This window comes from Citrobacter sp. RHBSTW-01044 (assembly GCF_013781945.1).
Classification (GTDB): domain Bacteria; phylum Pseudomonadota; class Gammaproteobacteria; order Enterobacterales; family Enterobacteriaceae; genus Citrobacter; species Citrobacter braakii.
This window is the reverse complement of record NZ_CP056180.1, coordinates 4,210,953-4,234,864: the sequence shown is the minus strand read 5'-3', so window position 1 is coordinate 4,234,864 and position 23,912 is coordinate 4,210,953. Positions and strand designations below refer to the sequence as shown.

22 protein-coding genes and 3 pseudogenes are annotated in these 23,912 nt (G+C 51.4%); 12 read left to right on the top strand and 13 right to left on the bottom strand.

What is annotated here, in order from left to right; translation table 11 throughout:
- The first annotated feature begins 1 nt into the window (after window position 1).
- The gene (gene metC / locus HV352_RS20330) at window positions 2-1,192 is read left to right on the top strand and encodes a cystathionine beta-lyase (protein WP_016155600.1); all 1,191 of its coding nucleotides are present in this window, start codon (window positions 2-4) and stop codon (window positions 1,190-1,192) included.
- A 92-nt stretch (window positions 1,193-1,284) separates the two neighbouring features.
- Here the strand turns inward: metC and mdtM are convergent, their stop codons facing one another.
- From mdtM to HV352_RS20315, 3 genes are all read right to left on the bottom strand, one after another.
- Window positions 1,285-2,526 carry a multidrug efflux MFS transporter MdtM gene (mdtM, locus tag HV352_RS20325; RefSeq protein WP_181635026.1) on the bottom strand — a complete coding sequence of 414 codons (1,242 nt, stop codon included), beginning with the start codon at window positions 2,524-2,526 and terminating at the stop codon, window positions 1,285-1,287.
- Between the two features lie 323 nt (window positions 2,527-2,849).
- A complete protein-coding gene (locus HV352_RS20320) occupies window positions 2,850-3,500 on the bottom strand; it encodes a LysE family translocator (RefSeq protein WP_019078298.1) in 651 nt (216 codons plus the stop codon).
- A 48-nt stretch (window positions 3,501-3,548) separates the two neighbouring features.
- On the bottom strand, window positions 3,549-4,364 hold the full coding sequence (locus HV352_RS20315; RefSeq protein WP_019078299.1) for an AraC family transcriptional regulator: 816 nt from the start codon (window positions 4,362-4,364) through the stop codon (window positions 3,549-3,551).
- 230 nt (window positions 4,365-4,594) lie between these two features.
- On the opposite strand from HV352_RS20315, the gene HV352_RS20310 reads away from it, so the two are divergent.
- On the top strand, window positions 4,595-5,533 hold the full coding sequence (locus HV352_RS20310) for an Rpn family recombination-promoting nuclease/putative transposase (RefSeq protein WP_181635025.1): 939 nt from the start codon (window positions 4,595-4,597) through the stop codon (window positions 5,531-5,533).
- A gap of 51 nt (window positions 5,534-5,584) precedes the next feature.
- Here the strand turns inward: HV352_RS20310 and HV352_RS20305 are convergent, their stop codons facing one another.
- Window positions 5,585-6,997: a PLP-dependent aminotransferase family protein gene (locus tag HV352_RS20305; protein WP_181635024.1), complete on the bottom strand. Its 1,413-nt coding sequence runs from the start codon at window positions 6,995-6,997 to the stop codon at window positions 5,585-5,587.
- 177 nt (window positions 6,998-7,174) lie between these two features.
- On the opposite strand from HV352_RS20305, the gene HV352_RS20300 reads away from it, so the two are divergent.
- The 6 genes and pseudogenes from HV352_RS20300 to tssD all read left to right on the top strand — a co-directional run bounded on the left by HV352_RS20300 (window position 7,175) and on the right by tssD (window position 9,713).
- On the top strand, window positions 7,175-7,339 hold the full coding sequence (locus HV352_RS20300) for a DUF1127 domain-containing protein (protein ID WP_016155606.1): 165 nt from the start codon (window positions 7,175-7,177) through the stop codon (window positions 7,337-7,339).
- 146 nt (window positions 7,340-7,485) lie between these two features.
- The gene (locus tag HV352_RS20295; protein ID WP_049269958.1) at window positions 7,486-7,950 is read left to right on the top strand and encodes a MarR family transcriptional regulator; all 465 of its coding nucleotides are present in this window, start codon (window positions 7,486-7,488) and stop codon (window positions 7,948-7,950) included.
- A 5-nt stretch (window positions 7,951-7,955) separates the two neighbouring features.
- Window positions 7,956-8,126 (top strand): annotated as a pseudogene (locus HV352_RS23780) (hypothetical protein); the annotation flags it as partial.
- Window positions 8,127-8,352: 226 nt separating this feature from the next.
- A complete protein-coding gene (locus HV352_RS20285) occupies window positions 8,353-8,715 on the top strand; it encodes a tlde1 domain-containing protein (RefSeq protein WP_016151573.1) in 363 nt (120 codons plus the stop codon).
- Entirely contained in the window at window positions 8,715-9,221 is a 507-nt protein-coding gene (locus tag HV352_RS20280) for a hypothetical protein (RefSeq protein WP_016155610.1), read from the top strand. Before HV352_RS20285 ends, HV352_RS20280 begins: the two co-directional genes overlap by 1 nt.
- Window positions 9,222-9,713 carry a type VI secretion system tube protein TssD gene (gene tssD, locus HV352_RS20275; protein WP_016151575.1) on the top strand — a complete coding sequence of 164 codons (492 nt, stop codon included), beginning with the start codon at window positions 9,222-9,224 and terminating at the stop codon, window positions 9,711-9,713.
- A gap of 94 nt (window positions 9,714-9,807) precedes the next feature.
- Here tssD and HV352_RS20270 read toward each other — a convergent pair.
- Window positions 9,808-10,109, bottom strand: a pseudogene (locus HV352_RS20270) (SymE family type I addiction module toxin); the annotation flags it as partial.
- Window positions 10,090-10,245: pseudogene (locus tag HV352_RS20265) on the bottom strand (type I restriction endonuclease subunit R); the annotation flags it as partial. The pseudogenes HV352_RS20270 and HV352_RS20265, both read right to left, overlap by 20 nt.
- 148 nt (window positions 10,246-10,393) lie before the next feature.
- Between HV352_RS20265 and HV352_RS20260 the strand changes: the two are divergent.
- Window positions 10,394-12,046 carry a DUF262 domain-containing protein gene (locus tag HV352_RS20260; RefSeq protein WP_172860883.1) on the top strand — a complete coding sequence of 551 codons (1,653 nt, stop codon included), beginning with the start codon at window positions 10,394-10,396 and terminating at the stop codon, window positions 12,044-12,046.
- 69 nt (window positions 12,047-12,115) lie between these two features.
- Here the strand turns inward: HV352_RS20260 and yjiA are convergent, their stop codons facing one another.
- The 4 genes from yjiA to HV352_RS20240 form a co-directional block, all read right to left on the bottom strand.
- Window positions 12,116-13,072, bottom strand: coding sequence for a GTPase (gene yjiA, locus HV352_RS20255; RefSeq protein ID WP_104651993.1), 957 nt, complete (start codon window positions 13,070-13,072; stop codon window positions 12,116-12,118).
- A 12-nt stretch (window positions 13,073-13,084) separates the two neighbouring features.
- Window positions 13,085-13,279 carry a YbdD/YjiX family protein gene (locus HV352_RS20250; protein ID WP_003830038.1) on the bottom strand — a complete coding sequence of 65 codons (195 nt, stop codon included), beginning with the start codon at window positions 13,277-13,279 and terminating at the stop codon, window positions 13,085-13,087.
- Window positions 13,280-13,328: 49 nt separating this feature from the next.
- Complete coding sequence (btsT, locus tag HV352_RS20245; RefSeq protein WP_003830033.1) at window positions 13,329-15,479, bottom strand: pyruvate/proton symporter BtsT; 2,151 nt, start codon at window positions 15,477-15,479, stop codon at window positions 13,329-13,331.
- Between the two features lie 289 nt (window positions 15,480-15,768).
- Window positions 15,769-16,311, bottom strand: coding sequence for a hypothetical protein (locus tag HV352_RS20240; protein WP_016151578.1), 543 nt, complete (start codon window positions 16,309-16,311; stop codon window positions 15,769-15,771).
- Window positions 16,312-16,502: 191 nt separating this feature from the next.
- On the opposite strand from HV352_RS20240, the gene tsr reads away from it, so the two are divergent.
- The gene (tsr, locus tag HV352_RS20235; protein ID WP_016155617.1) at window positions 16,503-18,164 is read left to right on the top strand and encodes a methyl-accepting chemotaxis protein; all 1,662 of its coding nucleotides are present in this window, start codon (window positions 16,503-16,505) and stop codon (window positions 18,162-18,164) included.
- 39 nt (window positions 18,165-18,203) lie between these two features.
- Here tsr and HV352_RS20230 read toward each other — a convergent pair whose 3' ends face one another.
- The 3 genes from HV352_RS20230 to HV352_RS20220 form a co-directional block, all read right to left on the bottom strand.
- The gene (locus HV352_RS20230; protein ID WP_104651994.1) at window positions 18,204-18,719 is read right to left on the bottom strand and encodes a GNAT family N-acetyltransferase; all 516 of its coding nucleotides are present in this window, start codon (window positions 18,717-18,719) and stop codon (window positions 18,204-18,206) included.
- A gap of 52 nt (window positions 18,720-18,771) precedes the next feature.
- Window positions 18,772-20,133: an MFS transporter gene (locus tag HV352_RS20225; protein WP_016155619.1), complete on the bottom strand. Its 1,362-nt coding sequence runs from the start codon at window positions 20,131-20,133 to the stop codon at window positions 18,772-18,774.
- Window positions 20,134-20,344: 211 nt separating this feature from the next.
- Window positions 20,345-21,259: a GntR family transcriptional regulator gene (locus HV352_RS20220; protein WP_016151582.1), complete on the bottom strand. Its 915-nt coding sequence runs from the start codon at window positions 21,257-21,259 to the stop codon at window positions 20,345-20,347.
- A 137-nt stretch (window positions 21,260-21,396) separates the two neighbouring features.
- Between HV352_RS20220 and HV352_RS20215 the strand changes: the two genes are divergently transcribed.
- The gene (locus HV352_RS20215; protein ID WP_181635023.1) at window positions 21,397-22,419 is read left to right on the top strand and encodes a zinc-binding alcohol dehydrogenase family protein; all 1,023 of its coding nucleotides are present in this window, start codon (window positions 21,397-21,399) and stop codon (window positions 22,417-22,419) included.
- Window positions 22,420-22,432: 13 nt separating this feature from the next.
- Window positions 22,433-23,878 (top strand): tagaturonate reductase, encoded by a 1,446-nt coding sequence (locus HV352_RS20210; RefSeq protein WP_181635022.1) that lies wholly within the window; start codon window positions 22,433-22,435, stop codon window positions 23,876-23,878.
- The last annotated feature ends 34 nt before the right edge of the window (window positions 23,879-23,912 follow it).

Genomic DNA, 23,912 nt, shown 5'->3' with positions numbered 1-23,912 from the left:
TATGAAAGACGCAATGAAGCTTGAGACGCAATTAGTTGTTGCGGGTCGCGACAAACGCTACACCCAGGGAGCGGTGAATCCGGTTATCCAGCGCGCCTCTTCGCTGGTGTTTGATACCGTGAAAGACAAAAAATTCGCCACCGCCAATCGCGCAAATGGCGAGCTGTTTTACGGTCGTCGCGGAACCTACACCCACTTTGCCTTCCAGAAGGCAATGAGCGAACTGGAAGGCGGCGTTGGCTGCGCGCTTTACCCGTGCGGCGCCGCGGCGGTGACCAATGCGATTCTGGCGTTTGTTCAGGGTGGCGATCATATTTTGATGACGGGCGCGGCCTACGAGCCAACCCAGGATTTTTGCAATAAGATCCTGAGTAAATTCAATGTGGAAACAACGTATTACGATCCGTTGATTGGTGCTGGTATCGTTGATCTTCTGCGTCCGGAAACGAAAGTTGTATTCCTCGAATCGCCAAGTTCGATCACCATGGAAGTCCAGGATGTACCGGGGATGGTGAAAGCTATCCGCGCGGTTAATCCGGAGATTGTCATTATGATCGACAACACCTGGGCGGCGGGTGTGCTGTTCAAAGCGCTGGAATATGGCGTGGATATTTCCATTCAGGCGGGAACGAAGTACACCATCGGTCATTCGGACGGCATGCTGGGCACGGCGGTGTCCAACGCGCGTTGTTGGGATCGTCTGCGCGAGAACTCCTATTTGATGGGGCAAACGCTGGATGCCGATACGGCCTACAACGGCAGCCGTGGATTGCGCACCCTGGCGGTACGTCTTAAGCAGCATCAGGAGAGCAGCATCCATATTGCCCGCTGGCTGTCGGCAAGGCCGGAAGTGGCGCGGGTGAATCATCCGGCATTACCGGAATGCCCGGGGCACGAGTATTTTCAGCGTGACTTTGCCGGAAGCTCAGGCCTGTTCTCGTTTGTGCTGAAAAAGAGACTGACCGACGAGCAGATGGCGAATTTCCTCGATAACTTCTCGCTGTTCCATATGGCCTATTCGTGGGGCGGATTTGAGTCGCTTATTCTGGCGAATCAGCCGGAAGAGCTGAACAGCATTCGCCCAGCCGGAGAGGTAGATTTCAGCGGCACACTGGTCAGGGTGCATATTGGCCTTGAGGATATTGGCGACCTGATTGCCGATCTGGAAGCAGGGTTTGCGCGCATTGCTTAAGACAATGTGATGGTTGCCGGATGCGGCGCAGGCACCTTATCCGGCCTATCACTACGACACAGGCCGGATAAGCGTCAGTGCCATCCGGCAGGTTAGTTTTCAGTGGCTAACGTTGTTGTTTCATGCTGGCGAACCCGCTTCAGTAAGCCTGCCAGGGTAAAGACGACAGCAATACCCGCCGCAACCGCCAGCAGATGAAACGAAATCCTGCCGCCGTTAAACCACAGCCAACGTCCGATTTCGACAGAAACCGCCATCACCGTCAGGATGACCATATTCAGCGACGCCGAGACCGTACCCTTCGGTAAGTTGTTGGAAAACAGCGTAAAGCGGAACAGCGTCGGAAAGATCATACCAATGCCAAACGCATACAGGCTGGTTCCCAGCACCGACCACAGCCAGACGTGTGGCCACAGCAAATTGCCGGCAATCAGCACCGCCAGTCCGCTCAGTTGAATGGGTGCCGCCCGCCAGATAAAACGTGGCTGGGTTGGATCCTTCACAAAACGAACAACCACCATATTGGCGACGATCACCGCGCCAAACACCGGTGCCTGCGCCCAGGCGAACTCTGATGTGCTCATACCGCCAGCGTCGATCAGGATCACCGGCGAGACCGCCACCCAGCTCATCATCGGGATATAGCTTAACGACAGCGTGGCTGCGCCAAGCAAGAACACCCGGTTGCGGAAAACGTCGCGGAAATCACGCAGTACGCCGCGTGCACTGAACGGCACCGCGCCGCGCTTAACGGTTTCCGGCATTGCTAACGCTAGCCCTATCAGGGCGATAAGCCCCATGGCGGCGATAATGGCGAACAGGACCTTCCAGTGTACAAAGTGCATCAGCGCTGCGCCGGAGAGCGGGCCGATAACCGGCGCAACCAGCACAATGGAGGTGATTATCGCCATTAACTTTATGGCCTTCGTTTGCCCAAACGCCTCCTGCACCGTGACATAGCCAACGGTAGCGATAAAGCAGATGCTGGTGCCCTGTACAAATCGGGCGACCAGAAATTGCGTCATTGAGGTGGTCAATAGCGTGGCAGCGCAGGCGAGCGTAAAAATTAACGCCCCCGCAATCAGCACCGGTCGACGGCCAATCCGGTCGGAGAGCGGTCCCAGCAGCCATTGCAGCGCCATGCCGCCAGCCAGATAGAGGCTCACCGCAGCGGGGGCCAGGCTGACGTCGGCGTTGAAATCACGCACCACATTGATGATGCCTGGCTGGATCAGGTCCGTCGACAGATAGGCGGCGAAGTCATATAAAATCAACGCGACAGGAAAAAATAGCGTCGTGGTGCGTTGGGAGAAAAACGCGAGAATCCGTTGCATAAAACAGCTCCTTTTCGGGAGAAAACCCTCAACGGGAATAGCGAAATTCAATACCGTCTTTGAGACGTCAGACCGATGACAGAAAAAAGCAGACTGCAAATGTACTGAATTTCATGTAATCAAAAACGCTGCCTGCGCGAGGCGCAAACAGGAGAAACGTTTTCAGACTCGGGTCAGAAAACGTAACGATTACAAGTAACAATCAGCACATCGCACCTCGAGAAGAATTGGTTGAATGGATAATAGCCACCCAAAGTGTAATGCGGATTGGATATTAATTAAACGAGTTTATCCGCTTTATTTGCAGAAAATCGTCACGCTTATCAGAAAGTGACGCTCTGCAGAAAACGCAGCGCGATTGCACAACCGAAGACGATCAATACGCCGCCGGCGATACGCTCGATCCACAATATCCCTCTGGTTAACCGTCGCTGGATCTGCGGTAAGCCGATGAACATCACGATCAGCAGATCCCAGAACAACACCACGCTGGTCATCCAGATCCCGCTCATGGTTTGTTGCAGCAGCGTCACCGACGGGCCGAGCAGGGCGGTCATCAGCGCCAGATAGAACAGCGCATTTTTTGGGTTGAGCAGCGACGAGCCTAATCCCAGCAGCAGCTGTTTGCCAAATCCTGGACAGGTAGACTGGGCGTCTGCTCCGGTCAGGGTTTGCGGGCGGCTGCGTATCAGTAGGCTGCCAATCCATAATAAATAGAGCGCGCCCAGCAGCTCAATAACCGTAAACAGCAGGGGAAGCTGGCGCAGAATCCCCCAACCAATAATCGCCAGCAGAATATACAGCCCGTTGCCAATGGCGATCCCCACGCACAGTCCGGCGCTGCCGCGCATCCGGTAACGTACGGCGTAACCGACCAGTAAAAAGAAGTCCGGCCCTGGGCTGAGTAGTGCAACAAAATGCGCCAGCGCCAGCGCGGGAAAAGCAGACGGAAAAAGTTCAGCAAGCGGCGACATAGCGACCTCAGAAAATGAATCAGAGATCAGCGTACGCCTGACGCAACGCTAATTATTGTCTGATATTGATCGTCCCAATGCGTACTGGCGCGGTGTGGCTGCTGTGTAGCGAACAAAGGTGCGATGGAAATGGCTCTGGTCGGCAAACCCGCTCTGGTAGCCGACATCGACAATCTCGTCCCCGGCCCGTAGCCGCTGACGGGCATAGTCAATCCGCATCATGTTCAGATAATTTCCCGGCGTCAGCCCGGTATCCTGCTTAAAGGTCCGAATCAGCGTCTCTTTACGCATGTGACACTCATCTGCCAGCTCATCCAGCGAGGGTGGGGAGAGCAGACTGGACTGCAACCGCTTGCGCAGATACTGGCTGGTGACGCTTAGGTTTTCAGGTGTTACCGACTGCAATGGCAGCGAGCGCAGCAATGCTTGTGCAGCATCAGTTATCTGCGTCGTTTGCCGTTGCGGCATGAGCGCCACAAGGTGCATGTAGCACTGGAATAATTGCGGATCGCGGATAACAGGAGTGCGCGTGCAAAGCCGTTGATTGCTGTTCAGCGCAGGCAGATGGGCAAGACACCACCGGGCATCAAGATAAAGCATGTGATAGCTGCGAAATTGCCCGTTGACGGGATTACAGCTGTGGGGTGCCAGTGGTGGGATCACAATGAGATCGCCCACCTTCAGATGGTATTCCTTGTCATCGCACAGGCAGCAGGTTCCTCCTTCGAGAATTGCCCCAATAGAGAGCTGAGAGTGGTGATGGCGCTTATAGGCCTGCTGACTTTGCCAGGTGCTGCGAAGCTCCAGCCACGGCAGTTGCTCATCACGCCAGAACGATTGTGGAATATCCCGGGTATGCGTCACATCGTGTCCTCCATGAAAGTGATGATTTGTTATAGCACAGGCCCTGCGGTGAAAAAGCGGGAATGTGCATTGAGGTCGTGATTCTGCGCGATGCGTTCCAGACAAATGCAGACGTTACAAAGGGGCGTTTTTATCCCGGAAATCGTCTCGCAAAGAGAGAAAGTTACAGGTGAGGGTGTGGTTTACCAGCGCTACAGTAACGGCATCTTATTTCAAGGTGATGGATCGCCATGAACAAAGCACCGACTTCCACCCCGCATGATGCGGTCTTTAAAACGTTTTTGCGCCACCCTGAGACAGCTCGGGATTTTCTACAAATACATCTTCCCGCTTCGCTGCGCGAACTTTGCGATTTTCAGACGCTGAAACTCAAGCCGGATAGTTTCATTGAAGAGGATTTACGTGCGCACTATTCCGATGTGCTGTGGTCCGTGAAAACGACGGAAGGTGATGGCTATGTTTATGTGGTGATTGAACACCAAAGCACACCAGATGCGCATATGGCATTCAGGTTGATGCGTTACGCGGTAGCGGCCATGCAGAAGCATTTAGATGCCGGGCATCAGCAATTACCGCTGGTGGTGCCGATGTTGTTCTATCACGGTGCGAAAAGCCCGTATCCTTATTCCCTATGCTGGCTGGACGAGTTTGCCAACCCGAAGCTGGCTCGTCAGCTGTATGCTGTGGCGTTTCCGCTGGTGGATATTACGGTTACCCCGGATGACGAAATTGTGCAGCATCGACGTATGGCGCTGCTGGAGTTAATCCAAAAACATATTCGTCAGCGCGACCTTATGGGGCTGGTCGAGCAAATTGTTTCCCTGCTACTTACCGGACTGACTAATGACAGCCAGATAAAGACGCTGTTTAATTATATTTTACGAACTGGCGATGCACCTCGATTCAGTGAGTTTATTCGTGAGGTTGCCGAACGTTCACCGCAGCATAAGGATCACTTGATGACGATCGCCGACAGATTGCATGAGGCAGGGCTACAAAAAGGCAGGCTGGAAGGGTTACAGGAAGGACGACAAGAAGGGCTTATAGAAGGGCGACTTGATGAGGCGCTCCGTATTGCCCACACCATGCTGGCAGACGGTATTGATATCTGCACGGTACAAAAAATTACCCGGCTTTCCGCAGAAGATATTCAGGGTTTAAGTCATTAGATATGAGTTAAATCGCATAATCGTCTGGCCGAAATCACCGGGCGGTCCGGTTTACTCTATCGCCATCTTTACCGCCTCGCCGAGCTTTTGCATCACTTCCTGATGCTTCTCGTTTGGCGGCAACGCGCAGTTGATGCGTACGCAGTTGCGATACTTTCCGGATGCGGAGAACAGCGATCCCGGTGCGACCTGGATTTTCAGGCGACAGAGCTGCTTAGCGACGCAGACCATATCGACCTGGAGCGGCAGCTCGACCCACAGCATAAAGCCGCCTTTCGGTCGGGTGACGCAGATCCCACAGGGAAAATATTCCCGTACCCAGCTGGTGTAGATCTCCATATTACGCTGATAAATCTGGCGCATACGCCGGATATGCCGATGGTAATGACCTTCGCGCACAAAGGAGGCTGCTGCCAGCTGCGTAGCGGGAACGTTAGTACCAATGACGGCGTACTTCATGTGTAGCAGTTTGTTGTAATAGCGACCGGGAACCACCCAACCCACGCGCAGTCCTGGGGCTACGGATTTGGTAAACGAACTGCAGAGTATTACCCGGCCGTCACTGTCCCAGGAGTGGATCGTACGCGGGCGCGGATACTCTGTGGCCAGTTCGCCATACACATCATCTTCAAAAATGACGATGTCGTGACGCTGGGCGAGGGCGAGCACCGCCCGCTTACGCGCATCCGGCATAATGAACCCGAGAGGGTTGTTGCAGTTGGGAACCAGCAGCACGCCTTTGATCGGCCACTGATCCAGCGCCAGCTCCAGCGCTTCAATGCTGATCCCGGTATCCGGATCGGTTGGGATCTCAATCACCTTGATCCCCAGGCCGCGCAGTAGCTGCATTGTGCCGTAGTAGGTGGGGGATTCAACGGCGACAATGTCCCCTGGCTGACAAACCGCCAGCAGCGCCAGCGACATTCCGCTCTGGCTCCCGTTGGTTATCACAATATCATCGGCGTTGAGGACTGAACCGCTGTCCAGCATCAGACGGGCGATCTGCTGGCGCAGATCCTGGCTGCCGGGAAGCTTGTCGTACCCCAGCACCGCCTTCAGATTATGCTGCACTACGCGGCTGAGCTCGCGCCAGAGCGGTTTCAGGCTCGGTTGACTGACATCTGGCGCGCCGCTGCTGAAGGGGATCACAGATTTATCGCTATGCCCTTTTAGCATATCCAGCACCAGATCCCACTGCGTTATCTCGACCGGACGCTGCACCGGGCGTGACATCGGCGGTACGGGCGGCAGCGCTTTTTGCGGCGCGACAAAATAACCGGAACGCGGCTGCGGGGTGATCAGCTGTCGCTGTTCCAGCATCTGATACGCCTGCTGGACGGTGCTGATACTGACCCCGTGCTCCTGACTCAGGTTACGTACCGAAGGCAGTTTTTCGCCATGGCGATACAACCCCTGCTCAATGCGTTCGGCCAGCAGATTGGCCAGATGTTGGTAACGCGTCATACTGTATCCCTTATGGGTACCATACAGATTAAAAAACCAGTACAGATTGGCGTGAAAAAAGCGATGCAGAACTCTTTTTAACCAATCTGTATGTTAAATAAAAGTACTTTGTGAGTCTGTATTGCTTAGGGCCAAATCCGTGAAGATAAAGCCTCAGACAAGGCGGGGAGGCAAGGTATGGAATTTCATGAGAATAAAGCAAAGCAGCCATTTATTGGGTTTGTTCTGATCTGGCGGGCATATAAGGCGTGGCGGTTACGGGCGCAAACGCGGCGCGTACTGCAACAGATGAGTAATGAGCGGCTGCGGGACGTCGGGCTGCGACGCGATCAGGTTGAGTGATTTTCTTCCATCGACAGAGGCTGGGGGTTATCGCCCCGGCCTCTTTTATATTCACATTATTTATCAATCCATGCTTCTGGATAGCCTGTTTCTTGATACTACCCTGATAAGTATTATTTTCTTCTCAGCGATGAGGGGAAAGTAAGATGACGGAAGATGAACTGTTTGCCCGCCGTCCGATGGGGATGCGCATGGCAATGGTGGTGCGCCAGTGGCGAGCCATTATTGATGCTGCCATCACTGATACTGGCCTGACGCAGTCAAGCTGGACGGTACTGATGCAACTGTATCAACTGGGAGACAACGTCTCGGTCAGTGAACTGGCACAAATACAGGGCATTGAACTGCCGCCGCTAATGCGCACCCTTTCGCAGCTGGAAAAGCAGGGCTATCTGCTGCGTTCCACATCGCCTTATGACAAACGCATCCGTCTGCTAACGCTGACCGCGCAAGGCCGCTCAAGGCTTGAAGAACTTAACCGGGTGATTGAGACATATCAACATCGCGTCACCTGCACCATTCCTGAAGCGGAGCTTGCCTTATTCAGCGCGACCTTAATTCAACTCGCCTGCAATTTGCGGACAATCCGCGAAGAAGACAATCAACACTAAAAACTATGATGACCCCAGAACAAAAATTTGCCCGTTGGGTAAGGGTGAGTATTGCCGCTTTCCTGGTAATATTCGCCTGGTTTATCGTTGCCGATATCTGGATCCCGCTGACGCCGGACTCCACGGTGATGCGCGTGGTAACGCCCGTTTCCTCACGCGTATCCGGTTACGTCGCGCTGGTGGCAACGCTAACGATGGTATTTCTGGTACACCGGGTGTTTTCAGATTGCCTGCTGCTTCCCCGTTATCTAATTATTCAGAATACGATTTATTGGTTCGAGAAATAAAGATGTATGAATTATAAATATTTTGAATTTTAATAATTGTGACTTTATGAACATATTTAATTTTACAATTAAATATGATAAGCATAATTATTATATTTTAAAGGGTGTAAATCATATGACATGGGAATATAAAGTATCGACAGGTATACTGAGCCATAACGGTAAATTAATTGCTTATTGCTACAGTGGTGCTGGTGAATCAAAGGATAAACCGAACTGTGAACACATACGTAACAAGGGCCCCATTCCACGAGGCGTTTATTTTATTGCTGGATGGAATAATCATAAAAGTCCCGCCGCTATTATCCTCGAACCTATTGCAGGGACAAATACTTTTGGCAGAGATCATTTCGAAATTCATGGTGATAAAAAAGGGCAGCCACCGGGAACGGCATCTGCAGGATGTATCATTATGAATGGACAAGATAAGCGCCAAACCATTTACGATTCGGGTGACACAATTTTGGTGGTAAGATAATGAAATTTATTTTTATCTCCTTTCTATTTATTCTTTCGGGTGCTCCCTGTGCTGCAGTGCATACTGCAGCACAGCTTCTGCAGATGATAAATGAAAAAGGAGCAAATACTGTTGTACACGAACTTTATGATGGCAGTGAGTCAGAATGGTGGAACCATATTATTCCTGAAATTAGCAAAGGTAATAATGACTGGTTAACGGTAGCAAGTGCTCTTGAATCCGGAGTTGATGCCAGTACGGCGGAAGATTTACAGGGGGCGGTCTCTGAAGCCATTCCACATAACCCAGTCGGTGTTCTGGCTATCCTCAACGATAACAGACCATTGCTGAATATTGAGAAGGTATGCGCATTTACCTCTTACCCTGAGTCAGAAGAAGAAATGAATAAGCTATTTGTTAATTCCATCAGGGAAATGTATAAGGTCAAAACGACAGAAGGGAAGCGGTGTATTACGGTTATGATCAATAATGTTGAGAATTCTATTCCATTTAACAAGGATTTATAAATGGCTATCCCCGGTTATATGTCATTAATCGATGATGCTGGTAATATTATCAAAGGTAGTGTAATGGTAAAAGACCGTGAAAATCAGATCGAGATTTTAGGTCTGTATCATAATGTGAGCTACAACTCTGATTTGCATAATGGGAGGGTGTTGAATAAACGCCAACATCGTCCATTTTTAATTGAAAAGGAAATTGATGCTTCTAGTGTGCTTTTGTACAAATCATTAAGTACCGGAGAAACATTAAGGAAAGCGGTTATTGACCTCTATCGAATAAATTATGCTGGTCAGGAAGAGGTCTATTTTACGATAACCCTGGAAAATGTGAAAGTCGTTACGCTTTTTTCACTGATGCACGATGTTAAAGATCCTTATTACGAAAAACAGACCCATCTTGAACTTGCTCAGCTCCGTTACAAGAAGATTACCTGGCACTATCATGATGGGAATATAGTCCACTATGATGATTGGGATTATCGCTTAGGGTCTTGAGTAAACGGCTCCGGATAAAATGATCTTACCCAGAGCTGTAATGCAATCAATACACGGCGCTTATACTCATGAGCGCTGACTGGCATCCGGGCGTTTATTTCTGCCTGACAGGCTTCGCCGAAATTACGTCGATAAACTCCTGCACCTGCACCTGCACCTGCACCTGCTGTTGCTTAGTTGCTTACGTGCGGACAGCTTGCACACCCGACGCAGCGAATGTAATAACGCTAGTTCTTCCGGCTCCGGCAGCTTGGCCATCAGCACAATGCAGCCGGGCATCACTCTGACATCGAATTTGCAGCCGGTGGTGAAACCGGCTGCCTCCAGCCACTGGCCTTTCATAATAATTGCCGGAACATGCGTGTAATCCGGATAACGCGACTTTGCCGCGTACGATGACCTTGCTGTCCCGGAGTTTGATCTCTTGTCTGATTTGCGTTGTGTCGTTCCAGCCTGCATCAAGGATGGCGGGCATAACGCGTTTGGTGATGATGTCTGCTTCCGTCAGGGTTCTAAGGTTCAGGTCAGACATGTCCGTTCTCTACCGATAACGGGGGATAGCTTAACTTGACAGTTGTTATAAAAATCATGAAGAACATGGAGATACAAATCTTCTAAGGTTGCCTTTCTGTAGATCAAGAAAGATAATGTAGCCATTAACTATTAATTTGGATGTGAAAATGGAAGCTAAAGAGTGTAAGGTCCAAGATATCCTTACCGAAAACAAAAAATACATCATTCCTTCTTATCAGCGACCTTATAGTTGGACTGTTGATAATGCAGAACAGCTTATTGATGATATATATGAAAGTTCTCAATCTGAAGAGCGTGAATATTTTATAGGGAGTATGATTTGCATCAACAAGGGGCAGAATCAATATGAGGTTGTTGATGGGCAGCAACGTTTGACAACACTTAGTATTATTGTGTCTGAGCTGAAAAAAAAGATATCAATACAAGGTATTAAAGACGATCTGCAAAAAAGAGTTTTGCCAATTGATGTCTATTCTGATGAAGCGGAAGAACCTAGGCTAGTTGTCAGAAAGAAGGAGTATGAACTTTATAAGTATTATATTCTTCAGGATCTTAAGAATTATAAACCAGAAAAACCGTCAGATACTGATTTGGTCTTTATTAGCAATGCGGAAGTTATTAGGGATTACTTAGCGAAGTTATCAGATGATGAATTGAGGTTATTGGCTAAATATATATTACAAAATGTATATATAGTGTTTGTGCAAACTGATGATTTTGCATCATCATTCCGGTTATTTAATGTTCTAAATAGTCGGGGATTACCTCTGAGCAATGCAGATTTATTGAAAAACGCGCTTTTTGAGTCTGCGGCTGCACATAATAAAAAATCTGAACAAATTGAGTCGGCATGGTCCCAAATTGAGGATATGGTTGGTGTTAGAAGGCTTGATAAGTTTCTTACACTTCACAAACTTTCAGAGAAGAAAGATCGTGACAGGGTATTACAAAAAGGATTTGAATCCTTTATTGAGAATTTACAAGAAAATTTTGATGGCGATGCTATCGCGATGTCGCTGATGTTAGTCAGTTCTGCTAAAAATTACTCTAAAATACTGGAGAATGATTTTGAACATTCTTCTATTCGAAGGAAAATAGCTTCCCTGAGTAATCTTGGAGTAGATGAATGGATCCCTCCTGCCTTAGCCTTCCTGAACAGAATGGTTCGTACAGAAGAGTTTACATTAGAAGAATTTTCTCAGTTTATTACCTGCTTTGAAAAAGTATATATGCATGGTTGGTTGAAAAAACAGATTAAAAGCCAAAGAGAGATGGTTTGTTATTCTGCGCTTGTTGCCATAAATAATGGTATGCCTCTTCCTTCTATAATTAATCAAATTAATCAGCATGCGGATAATGAAGGATTTATTACTGCACTTGATGATGATTTATATGAACCAAGGCCTAATCAGGTTAATTTAATTAAAGCGATTTTACTTCGTCTTGACATGGAACAGCAAGACGAGAGTGTAATTAAAACTTATACAGGAAGAATAACTATTGAACATATTCTCCCTCAGGCTTTGGTGAATGAATATTGGATTAATCGATTTGAACCACATGAACATGTTTACTGGTTGCATAAAATAGGTAATTTGACTCTTATTAGCGGTACTAAAAATTCAGAAGCGCAGCATTCTGACTTTATTAAGAAAAAATCTATTTATGAAAAATTGAATAGCAAAAGTTCATTTGATCTCACAAAAGATGTATGTAAATCAGCCGAATGGGGATTGTCCGAGCTTAAAATACGGCATGAAAATATGAAGTCTCAATTAAAACAACTTTGGCTAGTATAACCTTAGTGTGAAATTTACACATGCCACGTTACAGGCATGTGTAAATATGAATAATGTGAAATAGCAGAGTTACTTCTTCAATCCCGCAAACGCGGCTCGGATCTCGTCTTCCGGCAGATTAATGCCGATAAATACCAGCGTACTGTGCGGTTGCTCATCGCCCCACGGGCGATCCCAGTCGGCGCTGTACAGACGCTGAACGCCTTGGAACAGCAGGCGGTTCGGCTCGTCTTCAATCCACAGCATGCCTTTGTAGCGCAGCAGCTTCTCGGCGGATTCCAGCAGCAGATTTTCCATTACCCGTGACACGTCACTGATGTTTACCGGGTAATCCAGCTCGACGACGATCGAGGAGATATCGTTTTGCTTGTCGGCGATAAAGTGGAAGCGTGGTTTGGCGCTGACCACGTTCTCCTCGAGCATGAAACCGTTGGTATCGAACAGCAAGGAGAGGTCGATATCACCATGCGTGACGGTATACACCGGGGCGCGGGCGTTGATGCGCGCCAGGCGCTCACGCAGTTTCTCGCTTTCACCCGCCACGTCGGTTTTGGTCAGCAGGATGCGGTCAGCGTAGCCCACCTGCGACTGGGCTATGGTGAACTGGTTCATCTGCTCGTCGGCATGTACCGCGTCAACCAGCGCAATCACACCGTCCAACAGGTAGCGTTCGCAAATCACTTCATGGGAGAAAAAGGTCTGGATAATCGGGCCGGGGTCGGCCATGCCGGTGCATTCGATCACCAGACGGTCGAAATGGATGGCGCCTTTGTCGAGGTTGTCGAGCAGATCTAACAGTGCGTCTTCCAGCTCACTGGAGCGGGTACAGCAAATGCAGCCGTTGGTCAGGGTTTTGATCTGCGTGGCGCGGTCGCCAATCAGCTGATCGTCCACCGAGACTTCGCCGAATTCGTTTTCGATAACGGCAATCTTATAGCCGTGCTGCTCGTTGAGAATATGGCGCAGCAGGGTGGTTTTACCCGCGCCAAGAAAACCGGTGAGTAGGGTAACTGCAATCGGGGTCATTCATTTCTCCTTCTAACAGCAACTGCTTCCGCCGCTACCGTAGCGGGCTTCCTGGCGCTCGCGGAAGAATTCTTCGTAGGTCATGTACGGCTTATCGGGATGGTTGGTCTTCATGTGCTCGACGTAGTTGTCGTAGTCCGGAATGCCAATCAGCATCTTTGCCGCCTGACCGAGGTATTTTTTTGCCTGACCTAAAGTACCAAACATAAACAATCCTGATAAGCGAAAAGCCCCGCCGAAGCGGGGCTGAATACGGTTAGTGATGTGAAGAGGTTTTCACGCCGCCTTCCGGCACCGGTACATACGGCGTCTCTTTATCAGAGCGACCGTTGATGGCGCGGGCTTTCTGCCAGGTACGGAACCCGTAGAAAATGATGCTGTACACCACCACCAGGAACAGAATACTCAGGCCTGCGTTGGTGTAGTTGTTGACAACGATGTGGTTCATGTTGGCAATCTGCTGAGCGGTCAGTTCGCCGCCGTTAGCAATCTTCTCTTTGTACTGATTCGCCATGAAGAAGAAGCCTTCCATCTGCGGGTTGGTGCTGAACAGTTTCAGACCCAGCGCCCAGGTGGTGCAGATAAGCAGCCATACTGCCGGAACAACGGTAACCCAGATGTATTTGGTGCGCTGCATTTTAACCAGTACCACGGTGCCCAGAACCAGTGCCACGGCAGCCAGCATCTGGTTAGAGATACCGAACAGCGGCCACAGGCTCTTAACGCCGCCCAGCGGGTCAACAACGCCTTGATACAGCAGGTAACCCCACAGGCCTACGCAGCCCGCAGTACCGATGATACCCGCAACCAGAGAGTCGGTTTTCTTCAGGAACGGAACGAAGTTACCCAGTAAATCCTGCAGCATAAAGCGGCCAGAACGGGTACCGGCATCCAGTGCGGTCAGGATGAACAGTGCTTCAAACAGAATACCGAAGTGGTACCAGAAGCCCATATCAGCCATTGGCAGCACTTTGTGGAACACGTGAGCGATACCAACGGCCAGCGTCGGCGCGCCACCTGCGCGGTTCAGAACGGACGGTTCACCGATGTCTTTCGCGGTCTGCAGGATCTGCTCAGGCGAAATGACGAAGCCCCAGGAGCTGACGGTCGCCGCCGCATGTGCGGTTACGTCTTTCAACTGCGCCATAATCAGCGGGGCGTTCTCGCCGCTCATTTCATGCAGGTTCGGCATGGTGATGCCAAGGCCCGCAGGCGGGGTGTTCATTGCGAAGTACAGACCCGGTTCGATAATGGACGCGGCAACCAGCGCCATAATCGCCACGAAGGATTCCATCAGCATGGCGCCGTAACCGATAAAGCGCGCGTCGGTTTCACAGGCCAGCAGCTTCGGTGTGGTACCAGAAGCGATCAGCGCGTGGAAGCCAGATACCGCACCACACGCGATGGTGATGAACAGGAACGGGAACAGAGCGCCTTTCCACAGCGGACCAGTACCATCAACGTACTGAGTCATCGCCGGCATTTTCAGTTCCGGGTTGAGGATAACAATCCCCACCGCCAGACCGACGATAACGCCGATTTTCAGGAAGGTAGCCAGATAGTCGCGCGGCGCGAGGATCAGCCATACCGGCAGCAGCGCAGAGATAAACGCGTAGCCGATCAGGGTAAAGGTAATGGTGGTGTCTTTAAAGGTCAGCGCCGGGCCCCAGTATGGGTCGTGAGCAATCACGCCGCCGAAGTAGATAGACGCAACCAGCAGCACAATACCAATCACCGACACTTCGCCCACGCGACCCGGTCGCAGGAATCGCATGTAGATCCCCATGAATAGCGCGATAGGTACGGTTGAGCAGACGGTGAACACACCCCATGGGCTTTCAGCCAGCGCTTTCACCACGATCAGCGCCAGTACCGCAAGGATGATGATCATGATTAAGAAGCAGCCGAACAGCGCAATGGTTCCCGGGATCGGGCCCATCTCTTCTTTGATCATCTCACCCAGAGATGCGCCGTTACGGCGTGAAGAGATAAACAGCACCATGAAGTCCTGCACCGCACCGGCCAGCACGACACCCGCCAGCAGCCACAGCGTACCGGGCAGATAGCCCATCTGCGCGGCCAGTACCGGCCCAACCAGCGGACCTGCACCTGCGATAGCGGCAAAGTGGTGGCCAAACAATACGTTACGGTTGGTTGGAACGTAGTTCAGACCGTCATTGTTGATGACCGCCGGCGTGGCACGCGTCGGGTCAAGTTTCATCACCTTTTGGGCGATGTACAGACTGTAGTAACGATAGGCCACCAGATAAACAGAAACTGAGGCGACCACGATCCACAGGGCACTGATGTGCTCACCCCGACGTAATGCCACTACCGAGAGGCAGAATGCACCGATGATTCCGAGAATCACCCAGGGTATGTGCTTGAATATCTTTTTCGTATCCATAGTAAAACCTGGTATCTAATTAATAATTGGCCGAAGCCGCGTGGGTTTGATCTTGTGTTTGAGGAGGTAAATTGACTGCTATGTTGGGGGGATCTTGCCAGAGAAATACGCGCGTAAAGTAAGGTAAATAAGTGAGCGGTTGTATGTCAGCTTAAGCGGTCCCAAGTGTCAGTGAGCGGTAAGTAATGGGGGTGAGTGGGGGAATTTATGTGATTGAGATCACGGCATTATAGCGTTCGCCCATCTACATGCCGTGTTTTCCAACTGATGAAGCATCTCACTGAGATACTTAGATCACGATATAACAGTAAGGCGTTTGTTCGATGTCTTTAAGCAGCACATGTTTCTTACGTGATTTAGTCAGGTAATATTTTTCATCCAGATAATAGTCAATCAGTTCATCGAGGCGCTCTTTGTCTATGCGGGGTGTTACTCCTAACGTCCAGAAGCTTCGTAGCTCTAATTCCGAACGTTTGATTTTTGCGCTTTTAACCAAATCCGCAATCATATTTCTGACGCAGCTTGTCGGATCCTGGTTCTGCTTGAGCTCAAGCGCAATGTAGCTGTCCTGCGTCCAGCCTTTTTTCCGCAATAAGAAATCTGCACGCACAGACAAACGCTGTGGATTTTTCCGCAGATCGCAAGCGAGGGTCTGTTCACGCCACCATTCATGACCTGTCGAAGCCAACAGATTGGCAAATTCTATCTGCATCCACACTTCCCAACCGGAGATGTTGTACTGATCGATGATATTGAGCTTTTGACGAACATCTTCACGTTCAAAAAAGTGGTGTGCGAGAGTGGATAGGTGATCAAAATCGCGATTCAACATAGAAGCATCCTTTTCTTAAAAAACGGGAATCCTACACCTAATGCGCAACAGAACGACAGATTTTTTGCGTAATTTGTCATAGGGAACGGGATTTAATGTGAAAACGATAATTCTGTGGCAATTGCTGACACCATAAAGTTTTCTCTTTCCAGGCCGAAAACCAGAGTATCTGTCTAGCGGAAAGAGAAAACATGTTAAAACGAATGAAGATTGTTACCAGCTTACTGCTGGTATTGGCGCTATTTGGCCTTTTACAGCTCGCCTCCGGCGGCTTGTTTTTTAACTCACTTAAGAATGACAAAGAGAACTTTACCGTTCTGCAAACCATTCGCCAGCAACAGTCTGCGCTGAACGCCACTTGGGTTGAGCTGCTGCAAACGCGTAATACCCTGAACCGGGCGGGTATTCGCTACATGATGGATCAGAGCAATATCGGCAGCGGTGCGACCGTTGCTGAGCTGATGCAGGTAGCCAGCACGGCGCTGAAACTGACGGAAAAAAACTGGGCGATTTACGAGTCGCTCCCGCGCGATCCGCGTCAAAGTGAAGCCGCGTTCCAGGAGATCAACCGCACCTATGATATCTATCACGGCGCGCTAGCGGAGCTGATCCAGTTACTGGGTGACGGGAAGATCAATGCGTTCTTTGATCAACCCACGCAAAGCTATCAGGATGGTTTTGAGAAGACATACATCAACTACATGCAGCAGAACGATCGTCTGTATGACATTGCGGTAGCAGATAACAACAGCTCTTACAGCCAGGCGATGTGGGTACTGGTCTGCGTGCTGATTACCGTACTGGCGGCAATTATTGCGGTCTGGTTCGGCATCAAACTGACTCTTATCTCCCCAATGAACCGTCTGATCGACAGCATTCGTCATATCGCCAGCGGCGACCTGGTGAAGCGTATTGAGGTGGAAGGTTCCAACGAGATTGGCCAACTGGCGGAAAGCCTGCGTCATATGCAGGGTGAGCTGATGAACACCGTAGGTGATGTGCGTAACGGTGCCAACGCGATTTATAGCGGGGCCAGCGAGATTGCGATGGGCAACAACGATCTCTCCTCGCGTACCGAGCAGCAGGCTGCATCTCTGGAAGAAACCGCAGCCAGCATGGAACAGCTGACGGCGACCGTGAAGCAGAACGCCGAAAACGCGCGTCAGGCTAGCCATCTGGCCCTGAGCGCTTCTGAAACCGCGCAGAAAGGCGGCAAAGTGGTGGATAACGTGGTGCAAACCATGCGCGACATCGCTTCCAGTTCGCAGAAAATCGCCGACATTATCAGCGTCATCGACGGCATTGCCTTCCAGACCAACATTCTGGCGCTCAACGCCGCGGTAGAAGCCGCGCGTGCGGGCGAGCAGGGCCGTGGTTTTGCGGTGGTTGCGGGTGAAGTTCGTAACCTGGCCCAGCGTAGTGCGCAGGCCGCGCGCGAGATCAAGAGCCTGATTGAAGACTCGGTCAGCCGTGTGGATGTGGGTTCAACGCTGGTAGAAAGCGCTGGTGAAACCATGGATGAGATCGTCAATGCGGTAACCCGCGTGACCGATATCATGGGTGAAATCGCCTCTGCTTCTGATGAACAGAGCCGCGGTATCGACCAGGTCGGTCTGGCCGTTGCTGAGATGGATCGTGTGACGCAGCAGAACGCCTCGCTGGTGGAAGAATCCGCCGCCGCCGCTGCGGCGCTGGAAGAGCAGGCCAGCCGTCTGACCCAGGCCGTTGCCGTGTTCCGTATTCAGCATGACCAACAGCGCGCGCGTGACGTTGCTGCCGCTAAACCGGTTTCAACGGTCCAGCCGCGAAAAGCTGCGGTAACGGATGCCGGGGATAACTGGGAAACGTTCTAAGTTGGTAATGCCCGATAAGGCGTAGCCGCCCGCGGGCAATTAACGCAGCATCAGGCGCATGGCGCAGCGTAGTTCGTACGTCTGCCCGTGCGCCGCTTCGTCTTCTCTTTTCTGGCGCAGCAGTGCAGGAAGCGCCTCGTCAGCCAGCATTTCAAACCCCAATCGTGCGTACAATGGCGCATTCCACGGCACATCGCGAAAGGTGGTCAGCGTGAGCGATGTATAACCTTTCTCGCGCGCCTGTTCGGCAACATAGCCAATCAATCTGCGACCAATACCTTTTCCCTGCCACTCCAGATGCAGTGAAAGTTCAGCAATAAACAGCGATGACCCCAGCGTTTCGGCAACTAAAAAACCGACCGGATGCTCGTCGACCTGCGCCAGCCAGCTCATGCCAGCGGCGACAAATGCCCGATGCTGGTCAGCCGATATAGTCTGGTCGTCAGCAATCCACGCCAGTTCGGGGATGAGTAAAAAACGTTGCCCCGCAGATCGTTCGATGGCGGGAAGAGCGGCAGTTTCTGCCAGAGTGGTGGAGCGTAAGGTGATGTTCATTTGTCGAGCATAACATGCCCGATAAGCGCGGTGTTATCGGGCATCATGAGGATTAATCTTTACGCGGATCGCTGATGGGTTGGCGCACCAGGAAGATGTAGGCGAGGGCTCCCACCATGGTGACGCAGCCACAAATGATCAGCGCCAGACGGAAAGAGTTGGTGGTATCAACAATAAATCCGGTGACGATTGGTGCAAACGACGCGCAGATAAAGCTGGCAAAGTTCTGGATACTGCCCACGGAGGCGGTCATGCGTGAGGCGACGGCTACGTGGATCAGGCCCCAGCACGAGGTGCCGGCGAAGTGGATACAGAACAGCGCCATACCGATCAGTAAGACGGCGGCCATCGACGTTGTGGCCTGCGGCACGATGAAAGTGAAGGCCGCAGAACAGAACATCCCGGCGATAATACAAATCTTACGGCTCTTAATCGGTGCCATACCGCCTTTCACCAGCCAGTCGGTGACAAAACCGTTAATTAACATGCCGGCTGCGCCAAACAGGAATGGGATCGCTGCCATTAATCCGGTGCTTTTTAAATCCAGGTTGTAGGAGGTTTGCAGGTAGCCTGGCAGCCACGCCAGATATAACCACGCGGTGTAGTTGATGCCGCTAAAGCCCAGCATCATGCCCCACATAGTGCGGTTGCGGAACAGGCTGCGCCATTCGGCAAAGCTCAGCGGATCGCGGCGGGCATTGACGCTACCGGCGTTCAGATATGCTTGTTCAGTAGCGCTCAGCGCAATCTGCTCGCGGTTGCGATACAGCATGTACCAGCCGATGGCGAGGAAAATACCCAGCACGCCGATGGTAATAAACATCCAACGCCAGCCCATCACCAGCATCATGGCAGCCAGAATCGGCGGGCTAATGGCAACACCGATGGTGGAAGCGGCGTTGAATAACCCCATTGGGCGGCCGCGCTCTTTGATGTTAAACCAGTCGTTGATGACCTTTACGCCGCACGGGTTCATGGGCGCCTCACCAATCCCCATCCCGATACGCACGAGAACAAACTGAGTGAAGCTGTGAACCATGCCAGACATCGCCTGAAACAACGACCAGAAGAACATCCCCAGCCCCAGCATAATGCGCGGACCTTTGCGATCCAGCAGCGGGCCGCAGGGCAGCTGTGCAATACCGTAAGCGAGAGAAAACACTGACAGCAGTACGCCGATTTGCGTGGCGCTCAGCCCCAGTTCTTCACGAATCGTTAAGTTGGCGACCGACAGTGAACTGCGGTCGAGATAATTAATCACCGCAGCAAAAAATAATAAAATCATTGCTGTGGTCTGAATACGTTTTATTCGGCTACTGCGTTGCACCATGCCCTCAGGCGGAACGTTAATATCCGCAGATGACGACGTGCCAAACGAAGAACTCGGGTCGAGGGTAATATTATTTTTTTCCACGCCGGACTCCTGAACCTCAATAATTTATTTTCACACAGCCGGGCTGTGCAGTATTGAAAAATACCAGTGATAAATCAATTTGCTCATCACCGCTCACAAAAGTTTTTAATGCAGTCGACTTAGTGTGAGCATAGGCAAGCGGTATTTTTCCGGCGTTTTTATTTTTATAAAATCGTGCTCCCGGTAATGGTTTGCTGTTTTTTATCGGTACTTAATGAGCGGCGCTATGGCTTTGGTTGATGGAGCGAATCATCGATTGTTTGGCTGAATTCAAATGGTTACAGAGCGCCAGGGTGGCATCCAGGTCGCTGCGGCAAATCAGTGCGCTGAGGATGGTCATATGCTCATCAATGGCAATGATATTGCGCTGCTTGAGGTCGCTTTCATCCCACTGATAATGAAAATGGAAAATCACGGAGATAATTTCAAGTGATTGATTAAAAAATATATTATCTGCTGCGGAGAGCAGTAAAGCATGAAACTCACGGTCTAACTGCGAGAACATACGAAAGCTGCTGCCGATGCTGTCGCGCAGGACCCGGTGGCGCTCCAGCAGTGTTTTAGCCTGCAGCCAGCGCGGGTCATCGTCGGGCAGATTGAGAAAATGCTGCAGGGAATGGGTTTCCAGCATCTCTCTGAGTTCAAACAGCTGTTCCGCATAGGCCTGATCGAACTGCTTCATACTCCAATGGCCGCGTTTTTCGTTTTTGATCAGATTGTAACGTTCGAATTTTAAAAGATATTCTCTCACCACCACCGGGCTGACCCCTGCAGCTCTGGCAAGCTGTAGTTCGGAGAAACTCTCCCCTGCGCGTAGCTGACGCTGGTTGATCATGGTGAAAAAAGCCTGCTCAAAAATCCGGTTTTGCTCAGTCATGGAGGCGGTGGTACAGGCAAAACCGTCGTCATGGTCGGGTTTACGTACGATGACATAGTGGCTGCCGACCTGGGTCAGCACGCCGCACTCGCCTAAGTGGCTCAGCATATGGCGCACGGTGGTGCGGCTGATGTTGTACATCTCCGCCAGCGCGCTTTGCGACGGGAGGGGGGAAGGGATATGACCACGCGCCATATCATCGATTATCTGGTTAATCACATTGTGGCGTAAGTTCTGTGAACGGCTCATGGCTTCTCCTTTTTGCGTATTAAAACCCGATTTAAAACATTTTTATGCGCTGGGATTCACAGATTGTGTTTCTGCTTTCTCCGGCTTTTTTATTTTCGTTGATATCTGAGGCAACAAAAAAACAGGAGAGCAGAATCATGTCTACGATGAATACGTTGATTTGCCAGGAACCTAAAAAATTAGTCTGGAAAGAGCGTGAAATACCTATTCCGGGTGAGGGTGAAGCATTAATAAAAATTAAATCAGTCGGGATTTGCGGTACCGATATTCATGCCTGGGGCGGCAATCAGCCATTTTTCAGCTATCCACGTGTGCTGGGTCATGAAATATGTGGGGAAATTGTCGGGCTGGGCAAAAATATACAGAATCTGAAAAATGGTCAGCAGGTGGCGGTTATTCCTTACGTGGCCTGCCAGCAGTGTCCGGCCTGTCTGAGCGGGCGCACTAACTGCTGCGAGAAGATTTCGGTGATTGGCGTGCATCAGGATGGCGGCTTCAGCGAATACCTGTCCGTACCGGTCACCAACCTGTTGGATGCGCAGGGAATTGATCCGCAGGCGGCGGCGCTGATTGAGCCTTATGCCATTAGCGCGCATGCGGTACGCCGGGCGGCGGTGGCTCCGGGTGAGCAGGTGCTGGTGGTTGGTGCCGGTCCGATTGGTCTGGGCGCGGCGGCGATTGCCAAAGCCGATGGCGCACAGGTGGTGGTCGCCGATACCAGTCCGGCTCGCCGGGAGCATGTGGTTTCCCGGTTGGGGCTCCCGGTTATCGATCCGTCTGCTGAAGATTTTGATGCGCAACTGCGTGACCAGTTTGGCGGTTCGCTGGCGCAAAAGGTCATTGATGCCACGGGCAATCAGCATGCGATGAACAACACGGTGAATTTGATTCGCCATGGCGGCAGCATTGTTTTCGTTGGGCTATTCAAAGGCGATTTGCAGTTCTCCGATCCTGAGTTCCACAAGAAAGAGACCACCATGATGGGCAGTCGCAACGCCACACCGGAAGATTTCGCCAAAGTGGGCCGCCTGATGTCGGAAGGCAAACTGACCGCCGACATGATGCTCACGCACCGTTACGCGTTTGCCACACTGGCAGAAATCTACGAACGGGATGTGATTAACAACCGTGATCTGATTAAAGGCGTGATCACGTTCTGAGAGGGGAAATGCGATGAAGACATTGAATCGACGTGATTTTCCGGGGGCAAGCTACCCAACGCGCGTGATCCAGTTTGGTGAAGGGAATTTCCTGCGAGCGTTTATCGACTGGCAACTGGATATCCTCAACGAGCAAACCTTTCTGAACGCTGGCGTGACTATCGTTCGCCCGATCAATACCGATTTTCCACCGTCGCTGAATACCCAGGACGGGCTGTATACCACGCTTATTCGCGGTCTAAACGCGCAGGGCGAAGCGGTGAGCGAGGCGCGGCTTATCCGTTCGGTGAATAACGAAATCAATCCGTATCAGGACTTCGCGGCGTATCTGGTGCTTGCCCACAATGCGGATATTCGCTTTGTGTTTTCGAATACCACCGAAGCCGGAATTAGCTATCACGCGGCAGACCGGGTCGATGATGCACCGCCGGTAAGCTTTCCGGCTAAACTGACGCGTCTGCTGCTGGAACGTTTTAATCATTTTGAGGGCGCGGTGGATAAGGGGTGGGTCATTATCCCGTGCGAGCTTATCGACTATAACGGTGAGGCGCTCAAAACGCTGGTACTGCAGTATGCGCAGGACTGGCAGCTTCCCCCGGCGTTTGCCGACTGGGTGGCGACGGCAAACACCTTCTGTTCCACGCTGGTCGACCGCATTGTCACCGGCTACCCGCGAGAAGAAGCCGCCGCGCTGGAAGCTACGCTTGGCTATCACGATGCGTTTCTCGATACCGCGGAGCATTTTTACCTGTTTGTGATTCAGGGGCCGCAGTGGCTGGCCGAGGAGCTGAAGCTGGCGCAGTGCCCGCTGAACATTCGGGTAGTGAGCGATATTAAACCGTACAAAGAGCGTAAGGTCGCCATTCTCAATGGCGCGCATACGGCGTTGGTGCCGGTGGCCTGGCTGTGTGGCCTGGAGACCGTCGGCGAAGCGATGCAGGATGCCGATGTCCGTCACTTTATCGAGCGGGCGATTAGCGAGGAAATTATACCGGTATTGGATCTCCCGGCGGATGAACTGCGTGAATTTGCCGACGCGGTGAGCGGGCGTTTTCAAAACCCCTACATTCGTCACCAGTTGCTTTCCATTGCGCTTAACGGGATGACCAAATTCCGTACCCGAATTTTGCCGCAACTGCTGGCGGGCCAGCAAAATGGGCGCTGGCCCGTGCGGTTAACGTTCGCCCTCGCGGCGCTGCTGGCGTTTTATCGCGCAGAGCGGGAGGGAGAACGCTATCCGATACAGGATGATGAGCAGTGGGTTAGCCTGTATGCCAGTCTGTGGCCGCGAGTTGGCAAAGATTTAACGCTGCGTGAACTGGTGGATACTGTGCTCGGCGATGCGGCGCACTGGGGTGAAGATTTGACGTTGCTGCCCGGGCTTGCCGGGCAGGTGACGGCAAACCTGGAAATGATTCTGGTGCAGGGTATGCGCCAGGCAGTGAAAAGTCTGGAATAAGGTTGCCATGCAGCGCCCGGTGTGGTGTTGGGCG

What these genes read in the sequence shown, in the direction of transcription:
- metC (WP_016155600.1), top strand. Translation starts at nt 2, where the DNA reads ATGAAAGACGCAATGAAGCTTGAGACGCAATTAGTTGTTGCGGGTCGC.
- mdtM (WP_181635026.1), bottom strand. Translation starts at nt 2,526, where the DNA reads ATGCAACGGATTCTCGCGTTTTTCTCCCAACGCACCACGACGCTATTT.
- HV352_RS20320 (WP_019078298.1), bottom strand. Translation starts at nt 3,500, where the DNA reads ATGTCGCCGCTTGCTGAACTTTTTCCGTCTGCTTTTCCCGCGCTGGCG.
- HV352_RS20310 (WP_181635025.1), top strand. Translation starts at nt 4,595, where the DNA reads ATGAACAAAGCACCGACTTCCACCCCGCATGATGCGGTCTTTAAAACG.
- HV352_RS20305 (WP_181635024.1), bottom strand. Translation starts at nt 6,997, where the DNA reads ATGACGCGTTACCAACATCTGGCCAATCTGCTGGCCGAACGCATTGAG.
- HV352_RS20300 (WP_016155606.1), top strand. Translation starts at nt 7,175, where the DNA reads ATGGAATTTCATGAGAATAAAGCAAAGCAGCCATTTATTGGGTTTGTT.
- HV352_RS20295 (WP_049269958.1), top strand. Translation starts at nt 7,486, where the DNA reads ATGACGGAAGATGAACTGTTTGCCCGCCGTCCGATGGGGATGCGCATG.
- HV352_RS20285 (WP_016151573.1), top strand. Translation starts at nt 8,353, where the DNA reads ATGACATGGGAATATAAAGTATCGACAGGTATACTGAGCCATAACGGT.
- HV352_RS20280 (WP_016155610.1), top strand. Translation starts at nt 8,715, where the DNA reads ATGAAATTTATTTTTATCTCCTTTCTATTTATTCTTTCGGGTGCTCCC.
- tssD (WP_016151575.1), top strand. Translation starts at nt 9,222, where the DNA reads ATGGCTATCCCCGGTTATATGTCATTAATCGATGATGCTGGTAATATT.
- HV352_RS20260 (WP_172860883.1), top strand. Translation starts at nt 10,394, where the DNA reads ATGGAAGCTAAAGAGTGTAAGGTCCAAGATATCCTTACCGAAAACAAA.
- yjiA (WP_104651993.1), bottom strand. Translation starts at nt 13,072, where the DNA reads ATGACCCCGATTGCAGTTACCCTACTCACCGGTTTTCTTGGCGCGGGT.
- HV352_RS20250 (WP_003830038.1), bottom strand. Translation starts at nt 13,279, where the DNA reads ATGTTTGGTACTTTAGGTCAGGCAAAAAAATACCTCGGTCAGGCGGCA.
- btsT (WP_003830033.1), bottom strand. Translation starts at nt 15,479, where the DNA reads ATGGATACGAAAAAGATATTCAAGCACATACCCTGGGTGATTCTCGGA.
- HV352_RS20240 (WP_016151578.1), bottom strand. Translation starts at nt 16,311, where the DNA reads ATGTTGAATCGCGATTTTGATCACCTATCCACTCTCGCACACCACTTT.
- tsr (WP_016155617.1), top strand. Translation starts at nt 16,503, where the DNA reads ATGTTAAAACGAATGAAGATTGTTACCAGCTTACTGCTGGTATTGGCG.
- HV352_RS20230 (WP_104651994.1), bottom strand. Translation starts at nt 18,719, where the DNA reads ATGAACATCACCTTACGCTCCACCACTCTGGCAGAAACTGCCGCTCTT.
- HV352_RS20220 (WP_016151582.1), bottom strand. Translation starts at nt 21,259, where the DNA reads ATGAGCCGTTCACAGAACTTACGCCACAATGTGATTAACCAGATAATC.
- HV352_RS20215 (WP_181635023.1), top strand. Translation starts at nt 21,397, where the DNA reads ATGTCTACGATGAATACGTTGATTTGCCAGGAACCTAAAAAATTAGTC.
- HV352_RS20210 (WP_181635022.1), top strand. Translation starts at nt 22,433, where the DNA reads ATGAAGACATTGAATCGACGTGATTTTCCGGGGGCAAGCTACCCAACG.